This is a genomic window from Priestia sp. TRM10, from assembly GCF_057808375.1.
Genome location: NZ_JBJZOT010000013.1, coordinates 200,136 through 218,883 on the forward strand (window position 1 = coordinate 200,136; position 18,748 = coordinate 218,883).

General features: G+C 37.6%; 19 protein-coding genes. 15 read left to right on the forward strand and 4 right to left on the reverse strand.

What is annotated here, in order from left to right:
* Nucleotides 1–4 precede the first annotated feature (4 nt).
* The 12 genes from ACK3CR_RS12315 to ACK3CR_RS12370 all read left to right on the forward strand — a co-directional run bounded on the left by ACK3CR_RS12315 (nt 5) and on the right by ACK3CR_RS12370 (nt 12,728).
* Nucleotides 5–1,189: a CCA tRNA nucleotidyltransferase gene (locus ACK3CR_RS12315; RefSeq protein WP_488975495.1), complete on the forward strand. Its 1,185-nt coding sequence runs from the start codon at nt 5–7 to the stop codon at nt 1,187–1,189.
* Nucleotides 1,159–2,148, forward strand: a complete 990-nt coding sequence (locus tag ACK3CR_RS12320; protein ID WP_243513709.1) for a biotin--[acetyl-CoA-carboxylase] ligase — start codon at nt 1,159–1,161, stop codon at nt 2,146–2,148. Before ACK3CR_RS12315 ends, ACK3CR_RS12320 begins: the two co-directional genes overlap by 31 nt.
* Before the next feature lie 184 nt (nt 2,149–2,332).
* Nucleotides 2,333–3,166, forward strand: a complete 834-nt coding sequence (gene panB, locus ACK3CR_RS12325; protein WP_488975497.1) for a 3-methyl-2-oxobutanoate hydroxymethyltransferase — start codon at nt 2,333–2,335, stop codon at nt 3,164–3,166.
* Between the two features lie 20 nt (nt 3,167–3,186).
* Nucleotides 3,187–4,038: a pantoate--beta-alanine ligase gene (panC, locus tag ACK3CR_RS12330; RefSeq protein ID WP_488975791.1), complete on the forward strand. Its 852-nt coding sequence runs from the start codon at nt 3,187–3,189 to the stop codon at nt 4,036–4,038.
* 352 nt (nt 4,039–4,390) lie between these two features.
* Nucleotides 4,391–7,171 carry an ATP-dependent DNA helicase DinG gene (gene dinG / locus ACK3CR_RS12335; protein WP_243513704.1) on the forward strand — a complete coding sequence of 927 codons (2,781 nt, stop codon included), beginning with the start codon at nt 4,391–4,393 and terminating at the stop codon, nt 7,169–7,171.
* A 187-nt stretch (nt 7,172–7,358) separates the two neighbouring features.
* A complete protein-coding gene (locus ACK3CR_RS12340; protein ID WP_019393039.1) occupies nt 7,359–7,529 on the forward strand; it encodes a YpmA family protein in 171 nt (56 codons plus the stop codon).
* A gap of 10 nt (nt 7,530–7,539) precedes the next feature.
* Entirely contained in the window at nt 7,540–8,031 is a 492-nt protein-coding gene (locus tag ACK3CR_RS12345) for a cell wall elongation regulator TseB-like domain-containing protein (protein ID WP_243513702.1), read from the forward strand.
* Between the two features lie 33 nt (nt 8,032–8,064).
* Nucleotides 8,065–9,249 carry a pyridoxal phosphate-dependent aminotransferase gene (locus ACK3CR_RS12350; protein WP_243513699.1) on the forward strand — a complete coding sequence of 395 codons (1,185 nt, stop codon included), beginning with the start codon at nt 8,065–8,067 and terminating at the stop codon, nt 9,247–9,249.
* 153 nt (nt 9,250–9,402) lie between these two features.
* Nucleotides 9,403–10,695 (forward strand): asparagine--tRNA ligase, encoded by a 1,293-nt coding sequence (gene asnS / locus ACK3CR_RS12355; protein WP_243513697.1) that lies wholly within the window; start codon nt 9,403–9,405, stop codon nt 10,693–10,695.
* Nucleotides 10,696–10,830: 135 nt separating this feature from the next.
* Nucleotides 10,831–11,535, forward strand: a complete 705-nt coding sequence (locus ACK3CR_RS12360; RefSeq protein ID WP_488975498.1) for a DnaD domain-containing protein — start codon at nt 10,831–10,833, stop codon at nt 11,533–11,535.
* 66 nt (nt 11,536–11,601) lie between these two features.
* The gene (gene nth, locus ACK3CR_RS12365; RefSeq protein ID WP_488975499.1) at nt 11,602–12,255 is read left to right on the forward strand and encodes an endonuclease III; all 654 of its coding nucleotides are present in this window, start codon (nt 11,602–11,604) and stop codon (nt 12,253–12,255) included.
* Complete coding sequence (locus tag ACK3CR_RS12370) at nt 12,252–12,728, forward strand: YpoC family protein (protein WP_243513685.1); 477 nt, start codon at nt 12,252–12,254, stop codon at nt 12,726–12,728. The genes nth and ACK3CR_RS12370 overlap by 4 nt, the downstream gene beginning before the upstream one ends.
* A gap of 28 nt (nt 12,729–12,756) precedes the next feature.
* Here ACK3CR_RS12370 and ACK3CR_RS12375 read toward each other — a convergent pair whose 3' ends face one another.
* Both ACK3CR_RS12375 and recU read right to left on the reverse strand, forming a co-directional pair.
* Nucleotides 12,757–15,555: a transglycosylase domain-containing protein gene (locus ACK3CR_RS12375; protein ID WP_488975500.1), complete on the reverse strand. Its 2,799-nt coding sequence runs from the start codon at nt 15,553–15,555 to the stop codon at nt 12,757–12,759.
* 110 nt (nt 15,556–15,665) lie between these two features.
* Nucleotides 15,666–16,268, reverse strand: coding sequence for a Holliday junction resolvase RecU (recU, locus tag ACK3CR_RS12380; protein ID WP_243513679.1), 603 nt, complete (start codon nt 16,266–16,268; stop codon nt 15,666–15,668).
* Nucleotides 16,269–16,393: 125 nt separating this feature from the next.
* Here recU and ACK3CR_RS12385 point away from each other — a divergent pair, with 125 nt between their 5' ends.
* Nucleotides 16,394–17,356, forward strand: a complete 963-nt coding sequence (locus ACK3CR_RS12385; protein ID WP_488975501.1) for a DUF2515 family protein — start codon at nt 16,394–16,396, stop codon at nt 17,354–17,356.
* 42 nt (nt 17,357–17,398) lie between these two features.
* On the opposite strand, the gene ACK3CR_RS12390 is transcribed toward ACK3CR_RS12385, so the two are convergent.
* Nucleotides 17,399–17,557: a hypothetical protein gene (locus ACK3CR_RS12390; protein ID WP_161939292.1), complete on the reverse strand. Its 159-nt coding sequence runs from the start codon at nt 17,555–17,557 to the stop codon at nt 17,399–17,401.
* Between the two features lie 182 nt (nt 17,558–17,739).
* Between ACK3CR_RS12390 and ACK3CR_RS12395 the strand changes: the two genes are divergently transcribed.
* Together ACK3CR_RS12395 and ACK3CR_RS12400 are read left to right on the forward strand one after the other, a co-directional pair.
* Entirely contained in the window at nt 17,740–17,985 is a 246-nt protein-coding gene (locus ACK3CR_RS12395) for a hypothetical protein (RefSeq protein WP_243513673.1), read from the forward strand.
* A 50-nt stretch (nt 17,986–18,035) separates the two neighbouring features.
* Nucleotides 18,036–18,395, forward strand: coding sequence for a DUF1798 family protein (locus ACK3CR_RS12400; protein ID WP_243513671.1), 360 nt, complete (start codon nt 18,036–18,038; stop codon nt 18,393–18,395).
* A gap of 67 nt (nt 18,396–18,462) precedes the next feature.
* Here ACK3CR_RS12400 and yppF read toward each other — a convergent pair whose 3' ends face one another.
* On the reverse strand, nt 18,463–18,645 hold the full coding sequence (gene yppF, locus ACK3CR_RS12405; protein WP_061803588.1) for a YppF family protein: 183 nt from the start codon (nt 18,643–18,645) through the stop codon (nt 18,463–18,465).
* Between the last annotated feature and the right edge of the window lie 103 nt (nt 18,646–18,748).

An 18,748-nucleotide genomic window follows, 5' to 3' on the forward strand; every position in this document is an offset into this window, starting at 1 on the left:
CATCATGAGAGACCCTTTTATAAAACCTTTAGCAATCTTACATAAGCTTCAGCAAAACGGTTATTTAGCATACTTTGTTGGAGGGTCTGTTCGCGATTTTATTATTGGCCGCCCTATTGGCGATATTGATATTGCTACTTCAGCAAGACCAGAGGATGTTGTTCGTTTGTTCCCGAAAGTTATTGAAGTTGGCATTGAGCATGGAACAGTTGTGGTGGTCCTTGAAAATGAACCATATGAGGTCACAACATTTCGGACTGAAAGTGATTATAAAGATTTTAGACGTCCTGATGAAGTTACGTTTATTAGTTCGCTTGAAGGAGACTTAGAACGACGTGACTTTACAATGAATGCTATTGCAATGGACGCGAATGAAACCTTAATTGACCCTTTCGGCGGAAGGAATGCTATCAAAAGGGGTATCATTGAAACCGTGGGAAACGCAGATGAACGTTTTAGTGAGGATGCACTGCGTATGATGAGAGCTGTGCGTTTTATGAGTCAGCTTTCATTTACAATTACTCCTGAAGTAAAAGAAGCAATAAGAAGAAATCGCTATCTTTTGCAAAATATCGCAATGGAGCGTATTTCAGTTGAGTTTCAGAAACTCATGCTCGGAAATAAAGCTACAGAAGCTTTTCGAACCATTGTAGACACAGGATTGCTTGACGTTTTACCTCTTCATGAAAAGAAGGAGCTTATAGAATATGACTGGACGACCATCAGTGAAGAGACCTCAGCATGGTCGCTCCTTTGTCTGATTCTAGAAGTAGAGGATACCGCTCTATTTTTAAGAAAGTGGAAGCTTTCGAACAAACGAATAAAAGAAACCGAAAAGACGGTCGTTTTTTACCGTTCTATAAAAGAATGGACTCCTTTTGCTATTTATCAAAGTGGATTAGAAGTTGCGTTAAGAGTAAATCATCTAAAAAGGATTTTACAAGGCGTGCAGAGTGAAGAAGAGAAAATTCGATTGATCTATGAATCCCTTCCAATCTATTCTCCTAAAGATATCGAAGCAAATGGAAAAGATCTGGTTTCATGGGGCAATCGTGCTCAAGGTCCGTGGATTGCACAATGTATCCAAGAACTAAGCGAAAACATTGTTTTTGGCAAAATAGAAAATGATCGGAACGTCATTAAGGAGTGGGTAAGCAAGTGGAGTCTGAAATTCGACGAAAATTGTTAGAAATGTTTACCACTGGAGAAGAAGAGTATGTGTCAGGTCAGAAAATAAGTGATGAACTTGGCTGTTCACGTACGGCAGTTTGGAAACATATTGAGGATTTACGAAAAGATGGATATGAGCTTGAAGCTGTTAGAAGAAAAGGGTACAAGCTTATTAAAAAGCCAGAGCTTGTTACGCCAGACGCTCTACGGCTTGGATTAGATACAAAGAAGCTTGGCCAAAACATTTGTTATAGAGAAACAGTTGATTCAACTCAAAAGGTTGCGCATCGTCTTGCACAAGAAGGATGTGAAGAAGGCATGCTTGTTATTGCAGAAGAACAGGTTGGTGGACGTGGGCGGTTAAATAGAGCATGGCATTCTCCAAAAACAACAGGCATTTGGATGAGTCTTGTCTTGCGTCCACAAATTCCTCCTCATGAAGCCCCACAGCTTACACTGCTTGCAGCTGTGGCTATTGTGCAAGCAATTGAGGAAATTACAAATATAAAAGTAGATATTAAATGGCCTAATGATATTTTAATAAACGGAAAGAAGCTCGTGGGTATTCTAACTGAAATGCAGGCGGATGCTGACCAGATTCATTCTGTGATTATTGGAATGGGGATTAATGTAAATCAACAAGAAGCAGATTTTAATGATGAGCTTTCTTCTATTGCCACATCGCTTTCTATTGAAAAAGGTAAAAAAATCTCTCGTGCAACACTTGTACAAGCTATTTTAAAGAGGTTAGAAGAACTTTATTATCAATATTTAAAAGCAGGGTTTGCACCAATTAAAATTCTGTGGGAAGCATATGCTATTACAATTGGGCGAAATATTATTGCACGCACGTTAAAAGGCTCAATTGAAGGGTTAGCAAAAGGCATTACTCCTGAAGGAACATTAATGCTTGAAGATCTTGAAGGGAAAATGCATTACATTTATTCTGCTGATATTGAGCTTAGTGATAATAAGTAGTGGTAAAAAAGGGATTTTTCTCTTATAATGACGAGTGAAAGAGTAGTATCTATATGAACTACATCTTTCACTCTTTTTTATTGAAAAGAAATACTATTCTGCCTTGATCCGGGCATGGACTAGGACAGAGGAATGACAAACCAGAGGGTTGTTCATTTCTCTCCATTTAAAGGAGGAAGCGAACATGAGAACAAGAGACAGCTTTATGAAAATGAAAAAGGAAAAAGAGCCAATTGTAATGCTAACAGCTTACGATTATCCGTCTGCCCGTTTAGCAGAACAAGCGGGCGTTGAGATGATTCTTGTTGGAGATTCTCTTGGGATGGTTGTACTCGGATATGAGTCAACAATTCCTGTTACGGTAGAAGATATGATACATCATACAAAGGCCGTAAAAAGAGGAGCAGGCAAGACGTTTATTGTGACAGATATGCCGTTTATGTCCTATCACACTTCAAGAGAAGATGCACTAAGAGTAGGAGCCAAAATAATGCGCGAAAGTGGTGCACATGCTTTGAAGCTTGAGGGAGCAGGTGAAACGCTTAGTGTTATTAAAGCTTTAACAGAAGGAGGCATTCCTGTTGTAAGTCATTTAGGGCTTACTCCACAAACAGTAGGCGTACTTGGAGGCTATAAAGTGCAAGGAAAAGATGCTCAGTCAGCATTAAAGCTTATTGAAGATGCGAAATGTGCGGAAGCCTCAGGAGCTATTGCAGTTGTGCTTGAATGTGTACCATATCAGCTCTCAAAACGAATTACAGAGGAACTAGAGATCCCTGTCATTGGAATTGGTGCTGGTTCATATACAGATGGGCAAGTTCTTGTTTATCATGACGTCATTTCTTATGGCGTTGAACGATTGCCTAAATTTGTGAAAACATACGGAAATGCAAATGAATATATTGAAAAAAGCTTACGTGAGTATGTCAGTGATGTAAAAGCAAAAACATTCCCAAGTGAAGAGCATTCTTTTACGATGAAAGAAGAAGCGCTTTTTTCTCTTTACGGAGGGAAGTAAGCATGAAGACAGCCGTAGGTATGAAAGTTATAAAAACTGTAGAAGAAATGAAGGATTTTGTAAGAGAAGAGCGAAAGAGTTGTCGGACAATTGGATTTGTGCCAACAATGGGTTTTTTACATGAAGGCCACTTAACGCTTATTAAAAAAGCTAAAGAACAAAATGATACTGTGATTTTAAGTATTTTTGTTAATCCGACTCAGTTTGGTCCTAATGAAGATTTTGAAAAATATCCAAGAGATGAACAGCGTGATCTTACTCTTGCAGCAAAAGAAGGAGTTGACGTTGTTTTTCTGCCTTCTGTTGATGAAATGTATCCAACATTTCCGACAACGAAACTTACAGCTATAGATCGTACTAACGTTCTTTGTGGAAAAAGCAGACCAGGACATTTTGATGGAGTTGTAACTGTCCTTTCAAAACTATTTCATATAACAATGCCAGATAGAGCTTATTTTGGTTTGAAAGATGCTCAGCAAGTAGCTGTAACGAAGGGACTTGTGGAGGATTATTTCTTTCCAATTGAAATTATTGGTGTTGAGACAGTGCGCGAAGAAGACGGTTTAGCTAAAAGTTCAAGAAATGTTTATTTAACAGAAAAAGAAAGAGAACAAGCTCCTCATTTATATGAAAGTTTGCATCGGGCAAGTACGCTTGTTGAACAAGGGGAACGAAATAAACAAAAGATTAGAGAAAGCGTTCTCGCTCACATTAATGAGCATACAGATGGAGAAGTTGATTATGTGGACCTTTATCGCTATCCATCTTTAGAAGAGATAACTGTTCTTGAAGAGAAGATTATTATCGCTATCGCAGTGAAGTTTTCCCAAGCACGCTTAATTGATAACGTGATTCTAGATGTTAAAAAGTGATGTAAAAGGAAATAGGCTTGAAATTACTGAAATTGGTAATGCTAGTAAATAGAAGTTTAAAAAGAGAGGAAGAAAAAACAGTTCTGTTTTTCTTCCTCTCTTTTTCACAAGAGCAACGGACATCAAACAATTGCTTAAACATGAGCCAACTGTTAAAATTTTAGAGACAGTAGTCGCCATTGCTTTTCTCTATAACTTAGCCAATCGGCAATAGTTCATATTTAATAATGTTGTTTTAACAGGGATAAACTTTAAAACAACATAGAGAAGAGGGTGTCTAAAAGATGGTGACACTCTTTTTATATTTACATAGAGAAATGTTAGTTATGGAACAATAGAGGTGGACTTTACAATGAGTAATCAGTACGTTGTGCTTGATTTAGAGACAACAGGACATAACCCTAAAAACGGAGATCGCATTATCCAAGTTGCGGCTCTGCTCATGGCAGATGGAGAAGTTCTTGCTCGGTTTTCAACTTTTGTAAACCCAAAAGCTGAAATTCCGACGTTCATTGAGCAGCTTACGCATATTAATAACGAAATGGTGCAACATGCACCAACGTTTGAAGAGATTGCTTCCTCGCTTGTTGAGTTTATTGGGGATGCTTATTTTGTAGCGCACAACGTTCACTTTGATTTTTCTTTCTTGAATCAAGAATTACAAAGAATTGGTTTTAGGCCATTAACAAATAAGCTAATTGATACAGTGGAACTTTCACGTATTTTACTTCCAACAAATGAAGGATACAAGCTTCAGCAGCTTTCAACTCACTTTAATATGGAACATGATAATCCACATCAAGCAGATAGTGATGCAGAAGCAACAGGTGACTTGCTTTTGTTGCTCCTTGATAAAATTAAGGAGCTTCCTAAAGAAACGCTAACATGGCTTTCACGTTTTGCTCCTTCTTACAAAAGCGCTATTGGTGAGCTTTTTAATCAGGGATTGAAAGAAGCTGTGCGTGCACAAGAGCGAGAAGAACTTGAAATTATTCAAGATTTGCCAATTAAAAAAGCAGTTGTAAAAAACGTCGATAATCATACGGATCTATCATATGAAACCTTTTATAATAAACGAGAAGAGCTCTTTACAGGAGTGCTGAAGAAATATGAATCACGCAGTGCTCAATGGTCGATGATGGAAACTGTATACGAAGCGCTCACAACGAGCCAGCATGCCATAATTGAAGCAGGAACAGGAACAGGTAAGACGTTAGCTTATCTTATTCCAGCTATTTTTGTGGCTAAAGAAAAAAAGCAGCCTGTTGTTGTTTCAACACATACAGTGAATTTACAGCAACAGCTTATCGATCAAAATGCTCCGCTTCTTGAAGAACTTGTTTCATTTCCTGTGTCTGTTACTCTTTTAAAAGGGCGCCATCATTACTTGAATGTTAGAAAGTTTCTTAGCTTTTTGCCTAAAAAAGAAAGCAACTATGATATTGTGCTTGCTAAGTCAGCTATTGTCGTGTGGTTGACTATGACAACTACAGGGGATATTGATGAGCTGAATTTGCCTTCTGGTGGAAAGCTTTTTTGGGAACAAATTAATGATGAACAGCCGCTCCCTATCGATTTTCAAGAACCATGGCAGAGGTTCTCATTTTATGAACGAGCTCAAAACAGAGCAAAAGATTCCGACATTATCGTAACAAATCATCGTTTATTGCTTCTGGATGTGATGAGAAAGCAAAAATTTCTTCCTCAATATGATAGTGTAATTATTGATGAAGCTCATCATTTAGAAGAAATTGCGAGTGAACAGCTTGGCGCACAGCTTGACTATTTTCAAATTCATCATCTTCTTTTAAAGATCGGTACAAATGATACGGAAGGGTATTTAAAAGATGTTGGTGAGTATATGACAGGAAGAAAGTCGTGGTTTATTAAACTTGATGGTAATATTAGACAAGTGCGAGCTGAAATGGACGATTTATTTCGTCTTATTCATCGCTATGTAAGAAGAAGCATGCAGCATGAACAAGCGACAACGAGAGTTCGTAAACGATACGAAGTAGAAAAAGCACCATCTGCGATTAAAGAATCTTGTTTAAGGACACTTTTCTTGTTGGAGGATTTTGAGAGAATTTATCTTATCTTTAAACAAGAAGGAGAAAAACAGCAGTGGGATCCCGTAAGTAAACAGTATGAAAAATGGCATAATTTGATTGCATGTTGTGAAGAGCTTTTACTTATTCGAGATAAATTACATACTCTTCTTCTAACAGAAAAAGAAGGGGAAGTGTGTTGGGTTGAGATTGAAGCAAAAGGAGCGGCAAATGCTGCTTTTTTATACAATCAACCAGCAGATGTAAGCGAAGCGCTTGCTGATTTATTTTTTACGCATAAAAAGAGCGTTGTATTAACATCTGCCACATTAACAATTAAAGAAGCTTTTGATTATACAATTGAAAGACTTGGTTTATATGATTTTCAACCTTTGCAGTTGAAGGTTGACTCTCCTTTTCATTATAAAGAGCAGGCTCGACTTTTTATTCCAGATGATCTTCCTACCGTTAATGAAACAGATCTTGATGATTACTGTCTTTCTCTTGCTCATTCCATCTTGCAAGTTGCTCGGGTGACAAATGGGAAAATGCTTGTTTTATTTACGTCATATGAAATGTTGAAAAAAACGTTTCACTATACAAAAGACTTAGATTTTGAAGAGCGTTTTATGATTTTTGGACAAGGAATTTCAACAAGAAATCGAACAAGACTTGTCAAAGACTTTGTACAGTTTGATCAATCTATTCTCTTTGGAACAAGCAGCTTTTGGGAAGGTGTGGACATTCCAGGAGAAGCTCTCTCGTGTCTTGCTATCGTACGTCTTCCTTTCGCACCTCCACACGACCCGGTTGTCGCGGCTAAAATGGACCGAATAAAAAAGCTAGGACGAAATGCTTTTACAGAGCAAGCTCTTCCAGATGCGATTATTCGATTTAAACAAGGATTTGGTCGTCTTATTCGTACGAAGAGAGATAAAGGAGCAATCGTGATTTTTGATCGACGGATTATAGAATCACCGTATGGAAAACAGTTTATTAAATCTATCCCAGAAGTGGATGTTGTATACAAACCATTTGATGAAATGATAGAAGGACTTGAAGAATGGTGGGATCCTTCAGAATAAAAAAAGCAGCTACTTTATCATAGCTGCTTTTCTTCCCTGTGTGTGGCAGGAGTTTTGTTTTGATGTAGTCGTAAAATCTAGGTTGAACTGTTATAATATTGCTTAAAGTCATGATCTTTATGGCTATAATATGTGCGCTAATCGTACAAAATATGCTGGCAATTTTTTTGATAGGAGCGAAATGAATATGGAAACGAAAATTGAAGTATTATCAACAGTAACTGTAGAGAATTCTTCAGACCTTTATAAAGTGGTGGATACGTTGAATCGAACGTTAAAGCGTCAAGATTTAATGTTTGGACTAGCTTTAGATGAAGAAGACAAAGAAAAAGCTGTATTTACAATTTATAGGACTTGAGTGATTTGAAATGAGAAAATGGTTTATTATCGGTGGTAGCATTATTGTTGCTCTTTTTGTATGGCTTTGTGCAGATATTTATCATAGTTCAATTAGCGCAGAAAAAGTGGAAAAAGGCGACATTTCTATTTTAACGAAACAGTATAAATTAAAAAACGTTGAGCCAATTTCGACCTATCATGGAAAGAAAACATATTACATTGCAAGCGGAGAAAACGAAAAAGGTGAAAATGTAATTGCATGGGTTCCTGAAAAAGCGAAAAAAGGTGACGTTATAGTTCGAAAAAAAGAGGGTATTATTTCTAAGGAAAGAGTAGAAAGTATTGTAAAACAAGATCGAAATCCAGAAGAAATTAAATCCATTCGCTTAGCTGTAAGCCCTAATGGAAAAACGCCGCTTTGGGAAGTGACGTATACAGACGATGAAAATCGCCTAACTTATTATTATGTCACGACAGGAAGGGGAGACTTTTATCGTCGCTATAGCTTAACGAGGGGCTAAGGTGCTTATGGTTACTACATAAGGGGGAGCGGTATGTTAGCTAATCGTGTTTCATCTTTAACGCCGTCCGCAACGCTTGCAATTACGGCAAAGGCAAGAGAGCTTAGAGAAAAGGGATACGATGTAATCGGTCTTGGAGCTGGGGAACCTGACTTTAATACCCCTCATAATATTTTAGAACAAGCTAAAAAAGCGATGGAGCAAGGCTATACTAAATACACGCCATCAGGTGGATTGCTTTCTTTAAAAAAGGCTGTCTCTGCAAAGTTTAAACGAGATCAGAACCTTCATTACGATGCTTCTGAAATTATTATATGTACAGGGGCAAAGCATGCTCTTTATACGCTTTTTCAAGCAGTGTTAAATGAGGGAGATGAAGTGCTTATCCCAACTCCGTACTGGGTAAGTTATCCTGAGCAAGTGAAGCTTGCTGGTGGAGAACCTGTCTTTGTTAAAACATACGAAGAAAACGAGTTTAAAATCACTATTTCTTCTCTTCAAGAAGCTGTTACAAGCAAAACAAAAGCTATTGTTTTAAATTCACCGAGCAATCCAACAGGAATGATTTATACAAGAGAAGAGCTTGAAATGATTGGGAAATTCTGTGTGCAATATAATATTCTTATTATTTCAGATGAGATTTATGAAAAGCTTGTATATGATAAATATCGTCATGTTTCAATTGCAGAGCTGTCAGAAGATATAAAGAAACAGACAATTATTATTAATGGAGTATCAAAGTCACATGCAATGACTGGCTGGAGAATTGGTTATGCTGCGGGAGATCAACAGATTATCAAAGCAATGACAAACCTAGCTAGCCATAGTACTTCAAATCCAACTTCAATTGCGCAATATGCAGCTATTGAGGCATACACTGGAGATCAAAGTGTCGTAGAAGAAATGAGAGTGGCGTTTCAAAAGCGTTTAAACATTATTTACGAAGAGTTAATAAAAATTCCAGGAATTACATGTCTGAAACCGCATGGTGCTTTTTATCTTTTTCCAAATGTATCAAAAGCAGCAGATCTTGCAGGATATGATACAGTTGATAAATGGGTGGAAGGGCTTTTAGACGAAGCAAAAGTAGCGCTTGTTCCAGGCTCTGGATTTGGAGCGCCTCATAACGCAAGACTTTCTTATGCAACATCACTTGATGAACTTAGTCGGGCAGTGGAACGGATAAGGAATTTTATGAAGGATCGGATGAACGCCTAGCGATAAAAAAAAGAGCTGTAAAAAAAGGGATACTTTTACGGCTCTTGTACTTGTTGAAAGTGGACGTTATAATAGAAAGCGTGCGCGCATGAAACGGGCGCTTTAAACGTGTTTAAAAAAGGATACATATTGAATGACTTGGAGGCTAAAATGGTGAAGGTAACAATCTCACAAGTAAGTAACTATATTGATCAAGAAGTCACAATTGGAGCGTGGCTTGCAAATAAACGTTCAAGCGGAAAAATTGCTTTCTTACAACTTCGTGATGGGACAGGCTTTATGCAAGGCGTTGTTGTTAAAGCAGAAGTTGGAGAAGATGTTTTTAAAGTAGCAAAGTCAACAACACAGGAATCTTCTCTTTACGTAACAGGAATTGTAAAGAAAGATGAGCGTTCTCCATTTGGATATGAGCTTTCTGTTACAGGTTTAGAAGTAATTCATGAAGCAGTAGACTATCCAATTACACCAAAAGAGCATGGAACAGAGTTTCTAATGGATCATCGTCATCTTTGGATTCGTTCTCGTAAGCAACATGCGGTGCTAAAAATTCGTAATGAAATTATCCGTGCCACATATGAATTTTTTAACAAAAATGATTTCACAAAAATTGATCCACCAATCTTAACAGGAAGTGCCCCTGAAGGAACATCAGAGCTTTTCCATACAAAATATTTCGAAGAAGATGCATACCTTTCTCAAAGTGGTCAGCTTTACATGGAAGCTGCTGCAATGGCGTTTGGTAAAGTATTCTCGTTTGGACCAACATTCCGTGCAGAGAAGTCTAAAACACGCCGTCATCTAATCGAGTTTTGGATGATTGAGCCTGAAATGGCATTTTATCAATTTGAGGACAGCTTAAAGGTTCAAGAGCAATATGTTGAACATATTGCGCAAGCAGTGCTAGCAAACTGCAAGCTTGAACTTAAAACGCTTGATAGAGATGTATCAAAACTTGAAAACATTAAAGCTCCATTCCCACGCATTACGTATGATGATGCCATTACATTCTTAAAAGAGCAAGGATTTGATGATATTGAATGGGGAGATGATTTTGGATCGCCGCATGAAACAGCTATTGCTAACAGCTATGATCAGCCTGTTTTCATTACACACTATCCAACATCACTAAAACCATTCTACATGCAGCCAGATCCAGAGCGTGAGGAAGTTGTTCTTTGTGCAGATTTGATTGCTCCAGAAGGTTATGGCGAAATTATCGGTGGTTCAGAGCGTATTCATGATGTTGACTTATTAGATCAGCGTGTAGAAGAACACGGTCTTGAGCCAGAAGCATACAAATGGTACTTAGAGCTTCGTAAATATGGTTCTGTACCTCACTCTGGATTTGGATTAGGTCTTGAACGTACTGTAGCTTGGTTGAGCGGTACAGAACACGTTCGTGAGAGCATTCCATTCCCACGTTTATTAAATCGTTTATATCCTTAATAACAAAGAGAAAAAGGTGTTTAAAAAGCAATTAAGCTTTTTAAACACCTTTCTCTAGCTTTTCTAGCTTAGGTAATAATTGAAGTTCTATTTACTCTTTACAACATGATATACTAATAAAAAGAGGTGTTCGCAATGGATAGAGAGAGGGTAGTAGAGTGGTTAGAAGGGGGAAACGTTTCTATTCCAAAAGTTTTGCTCAAGCACTATGCGGACATTGGACTTAATGAAATTGAATTTTTAACGCTGCTACACATTCATGAATCTATTGGAAGCGGCAATCCCTTTCCAACCCCAATTGAAATTTCCAACCGCATGAGTATTGACGGAACAGCTTGCTCAGAAGTTTTACGAAGTTTAATGAAGAGAGGCTTCTTGGCAATTGAGCAGCAAGACGTTTCTATGATGATCTGTGAAAAGTACTCTTTACGACCTCTATGGCAAAAGCTTGCTTCCCTTATGTTTGAAACGGTTCACGAAGAAGAAGAACAAGAAAGAGAACAGTCGGAGACAGACCTTTACACAATGTTTGAAAAAGAGTTTGGTCGTCCGCTATCACCTTTTGAATGTGAAACATTATCGATGTGGATTGACCAAGACGACCATGAGCCAGTTATTATTAAGGCTGCGCTTCGTGAAGCTGTTATGAGCGGGAAACTAAACTTTCGTTATATTGACCGCATTCTTTTTGAATGGAAAAAGAACGGTGTAAAAACAATTGAACAAGCTAGAAACCAAAGTCGAAAGTTTAGACAACATCAGCAGTCAAAGCAAGGAGTAAGTTCTAATGAAGGAACGCGCAAAACGACGATTCCCTTTTTTAATTGGTTAGAGCAGTAGAAGAAAACGGGAGGGCTCTCTCGTTTTCTTTTTTTGGATAAGGAACAATAAAGGAGAACAAAAAGAATGTTAACTCTAAAAGAAATTCGCTACTGTTTGGATCAAATGGCTGAGATGTTTCCTGATGCTCACTGTGAGCTCAATCATCGTAATCCATTTGATTTAACGATTGCTGTAGTGCTTTCTGCACAATGTACAGATTCCCTAGTTAATAAAGTAACAACCCACTTGTTTGAGAAATACCATGAACCACAGGATTATGTGAACGTAACAGAAGAAGAATTACAGCAAGATATTCGTTCTATTGGTCTTTATCGAAATAAGGCTAAAAACATCCGCAAACTTTGTGAATTATTAATAAAGGAACATAATGGAGAAATTCCAAAAACGAGAGAAGAGCTTGAAAAGCTTCCAGGAGTAGGGCGTAAAACAGCTAATGTTGTTTTATCAGTGGCTTTTGGTGTACCAGCTCTAGCTGTTGATACACATGTTGAAAGAGTTTCAAAGAGACTTGCTATCTGTCGGTGGAAAGACTCTGTTTTAGAAGTGGAAAAAACACTAATGAGAAAAGTACCTGAAGATGAATGGTCTGTTACACATCATCGCTTAATTTTTTTCGGGCGCTATCATTGTAAAGCACAAGCCCCAAAATGCGAGATTTGTCCACTTCTTGAGCTTTGTCGCGAAGGAAAGAAAAGAATGAAGAGTAAAAAAGCATGAAAAGCATAAAAGTGCCACAAAGCTTTATTCATCCGCTTTTTTATCAAGAGGAGGACGTTGTTTCCTCCAAAAGTGATTTGTTTTATTATGATATAATGGCTCTTTTGAACGAAAGAGAAGAACGCCCGTGGGAAAAGGGGAGCGAGACTCCTTTTAAAGTGTTTCAAAATGAAAAGGAAGAGATAAGAGAGCTGTTTCGACAGCGAAAAAAAGAAGATGTTAAAGAACTTATGAAAAGTTCAATTGGTCAATTTATTACCTTTCTTTTTTGGATGAATCATTCACCAGTTCCTGGTTTTCAAAATTTCTCAGAGCATGTAGCTTCTTTAGAAATCAAACCGTTCAATGTTACAGAACGTCTTTTCTTTATTATGCAAAAGCCGAATCAGTATGTATCTTATATGCAGCTTGATGAGCTCTTTACAGAAGCTAATAAACAAGCAAAAGTAAATGCCATTATAAAAAGAAAATAGCCGATCCTTTTAAAAGGATCGGCTATTTTTATTGAGCAGTTTCAGGCTGAGTTGGAGTTGTTGGTGTTTCAGTTCCAGTTCCAGTTCCAGTTTCAGGCTGAGTTGGAGTTGTTGGCGTTTCAGTTTCAGGCTGAGTTGGTGTTTCAGTATTGCCACCACCGTTTTCGCCCTCAGTTCCTTCACCATTTCCCTCGTTTCCACTAGGTGGAGTCGTTGGCTGAGTTGGCGTTGGCTGCTCGTTATTTTGTTCATCGGTTGTATCATCATTATTATTGTTGCTCTCGTCATCGCTTCCGCTATCATCTTCGGACGGTTGTTCATCTTCAGGACGTGTACCTTGCTGATCATCCTGATTATTATTATCCGTTTCTTCGTCAGTTCCTGTTGAACCGTCTCCAGTTCCTATACGAAGGGATGTTGAAGCACCGTCACTCTCATCCCCTGAACTATTGACCGCTACAACGGTGAAAGTATAGTTACCGTTAGGAGAGGAAGCTTCAAACGTAGCTGAAGTGCCGTTTGTTGTTGTAGATGAACCCGCTTGACCATCTACGGTTGAAGAGACTCTAAAGGAAACACCGTCTGTATCTCCACTATAATTCCAATTTAACACAATTTGATTGGAAGCTTTGTTGTATGAAGCGCTAAGACCTGATGGTTTCTTAACGTCACTGTCTTCTTTTTCCTCTTCTTTTTCTTCTTTTTTCTTTTCTTCTGCTTTTTTCTCATATGTTTTTGATACTTTAGAAGGCTCTGTACCTTTTACGAAAAGCTCTGTAACCTTTGCACTGTCAGGCGTATATTTACTCGCCAGACGACCTGGGTTTGCTGAGCCTTTTTCAACCGTTACTTCAGATACTGAGCTTGGTTTCTTAAAGTCTTCATCTTTTACATCTTCAGAAACGTGAGTCATTACTTTACTGAAGATTTGCTTCGCCATGCCAAGCTCTTGGCTTGTATCCATGTAGTACTTTCCTTTTTCAATGTTCTCATATCCTGTCCACACGGCAATCGTATAGTTCGGACTATAGCCGACAAACCATGCGTCAGGGGAGGCACTTGATGGAATATTATACTTTTCACGGTCGTCTTTACTAAAGTTTGTTGTACCCGTTTTTCCTGCCACCGTTGCATTTGGAACAGAAACAGCTTTACCCGTCCCTTTTTTCACAACGTCTTTTAACATATCTGTCACCATATATGCCGTATAATCGTGCATAACAGAGTCAGATTCAGGAGATAAATTCATAACGTTTCCGTCAGGGAATTCAACTTTTGTTACAGTATGTGGTGTATTATACACACCATTATTACCGAACGCGCTGTATGCTCCAGCCATTTGTGTTGGAGTTACACCGCCGCTAAATCCACCGATTGAGTAAGCTTCAGTAATAGGATCTGGTAGATTTAAACCAAGATTTGTTCCAAACTCACGAGCTTTATCTGCTCCAACAGCTTGGAATGTTTTGAGTGCTGGAATATTGTACGATTGTTCAAGCGCTTTTCGAATTGACACAGTACCATGATAATTGCCACCATAGTTTCCGATATGCGTACCATCTGAATACTCATACGGTTCATCTTTTAGCTGATGGTATGTGGACCATTTTAAATTTTCAACAGCAGGTCCATAATCTAAAATTGGTTTAATGGTTGATCCTGGTTGGCGATTGACTCCTGTTGCAAAACTTAAGCCACGCGCAACCCGATTACGTCCCGCACCAACGGCACGTATCGCTCCCGTTTTAGTATCTACAACAGTAAATCCTGCTTGAAACTTGTCATCAGGCCAGTTGACCATGTTGTCTGTTGATAAAAGTTCATCAACGTAATCTTGCGCATCTGTGTCAAGCGTTGTATGAATTTTAAGACCAGCAGAATAGACGTCTACATCTGTTTTTTGTTTTACTTCTTTTACGACTTCATCAATAAATGTCGTATATTCCCCATCTGTCTCTTCCTGTTCGTCAATCGGAATTAAACTTTTTGTAACAGGCACTTGTTTAGCTTTTTCTACTTCTTCTTTTGAAGCAAAGCCGTGTTTCGCCATTAAGTTTAATACTGTGTTTCGACGCTTTTCAGCACGATCAGGATGTGTATAAGGATCATACGCTCCTGGAGCTTGTGGAAGACCAGCAAGAAGGGCAGCTTCCTCAAGCGTAAGCTCGTCTAAGTCTTTTCCAAAGAAGAACTCAGCGGCTTTCTTGACTCCGAACACTTGAGAGCGCGCATAGTCAATTTTATTTAAGTACATAGCTAAGATTTCTTCTTTTGAATATTTACGTTCAAGTTGAAGAGCTAGCCACATTTCCTGTACTTTTCGAGTGACAGTTTTTTCAGGAGTAAGAACAGACATTTTAATAACCTGTTGGGTAATTGTACTTGCTCCTTCAGCTCCAAATCCACTCGTTACGTTCGCAACAGCCGCTCCACCGATTCGGTAAAAGTCAATTCCGCTATGTTTATAAAAGCGTACATCTTCTGTTGCAATAAAAGCATTCTTAACCTTATCTGGAATCTCGTCATATGTAACAAGCTCTCGCTTTTCACCGCCGAGTTCCGTTATTTCCTTGCCGTTCTTGTCTAGAATAACTGAGGAAACAGGGTCAGTTAACTTTGCATCGTCAAGCTCTGGAGCGGTGCTTGCGATATAAGCAAACGTTCCTACCCCAATTACGAAGCAAATAACGCCAAGTAGAAGAATGATAGCTAGTACGCGTTTAAAAAGGCTCTTTTTTCCTTTATCGCCTTTTTGTTTTCCTCTTCCTCGCTTTGAATTTTCCTTTTGTTTTCTTCGCTGTTCGCGAGAACTATATTGATCAGACATTTTCATTCCTACCTTTCAACGAATTGAAAAGAGAATCAACCACTATAATCATACCTATTGATAAAAGAAAGTCAACAATTAACTTAACATAAAAGGGGAATATTAAGAAGCTAAATTTTAAAATAAAGCTCGTCAACAACCTTTAAATAGGGAATTCTAGGCTGAAATCCAAGTTCAATTAGATGTCCATCTTGTGCAATACTTTTTTTCGGAATGGACTTTCTCCCGCCTTTTTTCATGTCGTCCCACCATTTTAGAAGATGATATGCTTCATACAAGTATATTTCTTCCACAGAAGAGAACATTAAAATAACGAAACAAATGCCATTTTGTTTCACAACATTGCTCATATGTTCAATTTGATGATCATGAAAGTTTTGAAGTGGGAAAGACGTTTTGTTTTTTGTTTCTTTGGCTTCAAAATCTAAATATTTTCCTTTGTAAACGCCGTTATAGTCCGTTGTTGAAGCTTGTTTAAAGTAAGCTTCTTTAATAACTGCAGCACTTCTTTTCGGATAGTTTACGTTTACAATTTGAATGGGCGTTGGCTTTTTGTGAACAACAGCAATGCTATGGTCTAAATAATAGCTGTTCGTTTCATTTAAATCATCTTCAAGCGTCATCCCACGATTGCTGTAAATATGATTTCCTTTTTGCTTAGTATGGTTTATCTCTGCTTTCTGATACGCGCGACCGTTTGGATATCGAATCATGAATGATTTCCCCCCTTTAAATTTAACGCCCCACAAAAAAATATATTATATATCATAACAAAAATCATAAGTCCATAGTTACAAAAATATGAAAAAGGTCGTTTGTTAGAAAGGAGGGAACAGGAATGAACGAGCAGGAGATTGTTGATTATATTATAAAAGAAACGGAAAAAGCAAACATAGACAACATCTCAAGAACAGAGGCATACTATACATATTTTAAACGTCATGAAGAAATAGAATGGGCTTTCCTTGCAAGTATGGTATCCCGCAATGCAGGATGGAATATGTGTGATTTAGAAGGAGCGTATTTTTCTTTTGCTTTGAAGAAAAACCTAAGAAAACGTCTTTTTTTAACATATGAGCGTGCCAATTGGCTCATTTTCAAAGATGCATACCCACAGCTTTTACTTTATGAATTATCAAAAAAGAAGAAGAAGTCGCTTTTTTCATTGCTTTCTAAGTTCGATGTTCATTCTTTTATGGAAGAAGAGTGGACTCGTTTTTGGGAGGAAGGAAAGAAAAAAAGGCTCGTCCATGCGCTCATTGTGAATGAACAGCATATTATCCAACAACCTGTTATTTCTCATCCTGTTTATCAGAAAAGAGTGTTTTCTCGTCCTTTTTTCAAACTTCAAGAAATGTTGCATTTTAGCTCCGTTCTATTTCCAACAATGCAAGGAGAGCTTTATGGTCTTTCTGTATATAACTTTTTAAAAGTTGAAGAGCGTATTGAACTAGGGATAAAGCTTTCAGAACTTCTTTTTCACAGAGAGCTTTTTACTTTATTTGATGATTTTGCTTCTTCAACTCCTCATACAGGATCTCGTTATGATTATGAACAATACTTTAGAGAAAGAGGAAAAATAGCCACCCCATATCTTCGTTCTGCATTTAGACCTGTTGCTCATCATGAGACGCAGAGAGATAAATGGGTTGAAAGCAAAGAAAAGCTTGAAAGATGGCTAGTAGATATGCCTCTTGTTGAAATTGTGAACATTACAAGATGGTATAAAAAGAAACAAAGGATGCTTCACTTCTATATGTTAGTAGAAGGAAGAATTAAAGAGCTCATAAAAGGAAAATAAAAAAGGACACCAACATAATGTTGATGTCCTTTTTTTATGATATTAAGTAGAAGGACGATTTGGTCCATCTTGTTTTTTGCTCATCTCTGTTGAGTTTCCTGCATCCATTTGTTGATCTGCAAGATTTTGAGCAGCGTTATGTTGTTTTTGAAGTGTTTGTTCAGTGCTGTCATTTGTGTTGTTTTCGAAACGTTCTTTCATTGATATCCACCTCCAATCGTTAGTATGGTCGATTATCTGAAAATCATACATTTTAGAAAATGTCGAATAACCGTTAAAAAGAAGATTTATTTAGCGAATCAAAACTAGTTTTGTCAGCGAGAAAGGGAGGAAAGAAAAAAGAAAGAATAAATAGAAGAACATAGCGTAGAGGAGGAAGACAAATGAATAAAAAATGGGTTCGTAAAAGTGAGCTTTTAGGTCTTTTGGATCAGGCGATTGTAGGTTTAGACGAAACTGAAAAAGAGCTAGGAAGACGAGTAAGCGAAAAAGCGAAAGAACAGCCCACTGCGTCAGAAGAAATGCTGTCTTCAATCAAAGCCTCTCTTTTAGAAATCGAAAAAGCAGTTGATGAACTAAAATATGTAAAAAAGTCTGAATATCGCATCGCTATCGCAGAATCAATTTAATGTTACAACTTTTTATTTCCATGTTACAATAACCTCTTAGAGGTGATTTGATGTCCAACGTTTATAAGCTTACTGAAAAGCTTCTATCTTATAATGAAGAAGCTTCTAATAGATTAAAGGTTGTAAAAGCGAAAGAACAATCAGCAGATTTTTATGAGGAAGTAAAGCCATATGCTGAAACGTTTTTTTCATTGCTTGATGAATGGGAAAAAGCTGTAAGGAAATGGATTCTAGAGACGAAACCCAAATATGTTCATTTTACTCAAGTTGATGCAGCAACTGAGAATTTACACAATGTTATTTTGCAATCGTTCCATAAAGATACAAGAGCTAAACAATTTAGCAAAATGTATATATCAAATAAGTATTTTTTAGAATCTATTTTAGCAGAAAGAGAAAAAGGAGCTTAATAAAAGCTCCTTTTTGTAGGAAATATAAAAAAAGAGAGCGCTTACTTTATTAAGCGCTCTCTTAGTATTAAGGAAAAGTTAAATTAGTTGCTCCATCTTGTTCAAGTGCATACATCACTTTCTTGTACTCGCTAAGACTCAATTCCCCTTTTAAATACTTGCGCCTAGCAAAATCGAGTAGCTGATCGTGATTTTCTGGTTCACATTGTTTTACGTCAACAAAACGGTTACGAAGTGTTTCAACTGTCATTTTAAACTCCCCCTTACCCCTTTTTTATAGTTTAACACAATAATCGGCAAGTTCCTTTTGTTCGAAAAATTTAGAATTCCGACAAAAAATGACAAAAAACGAT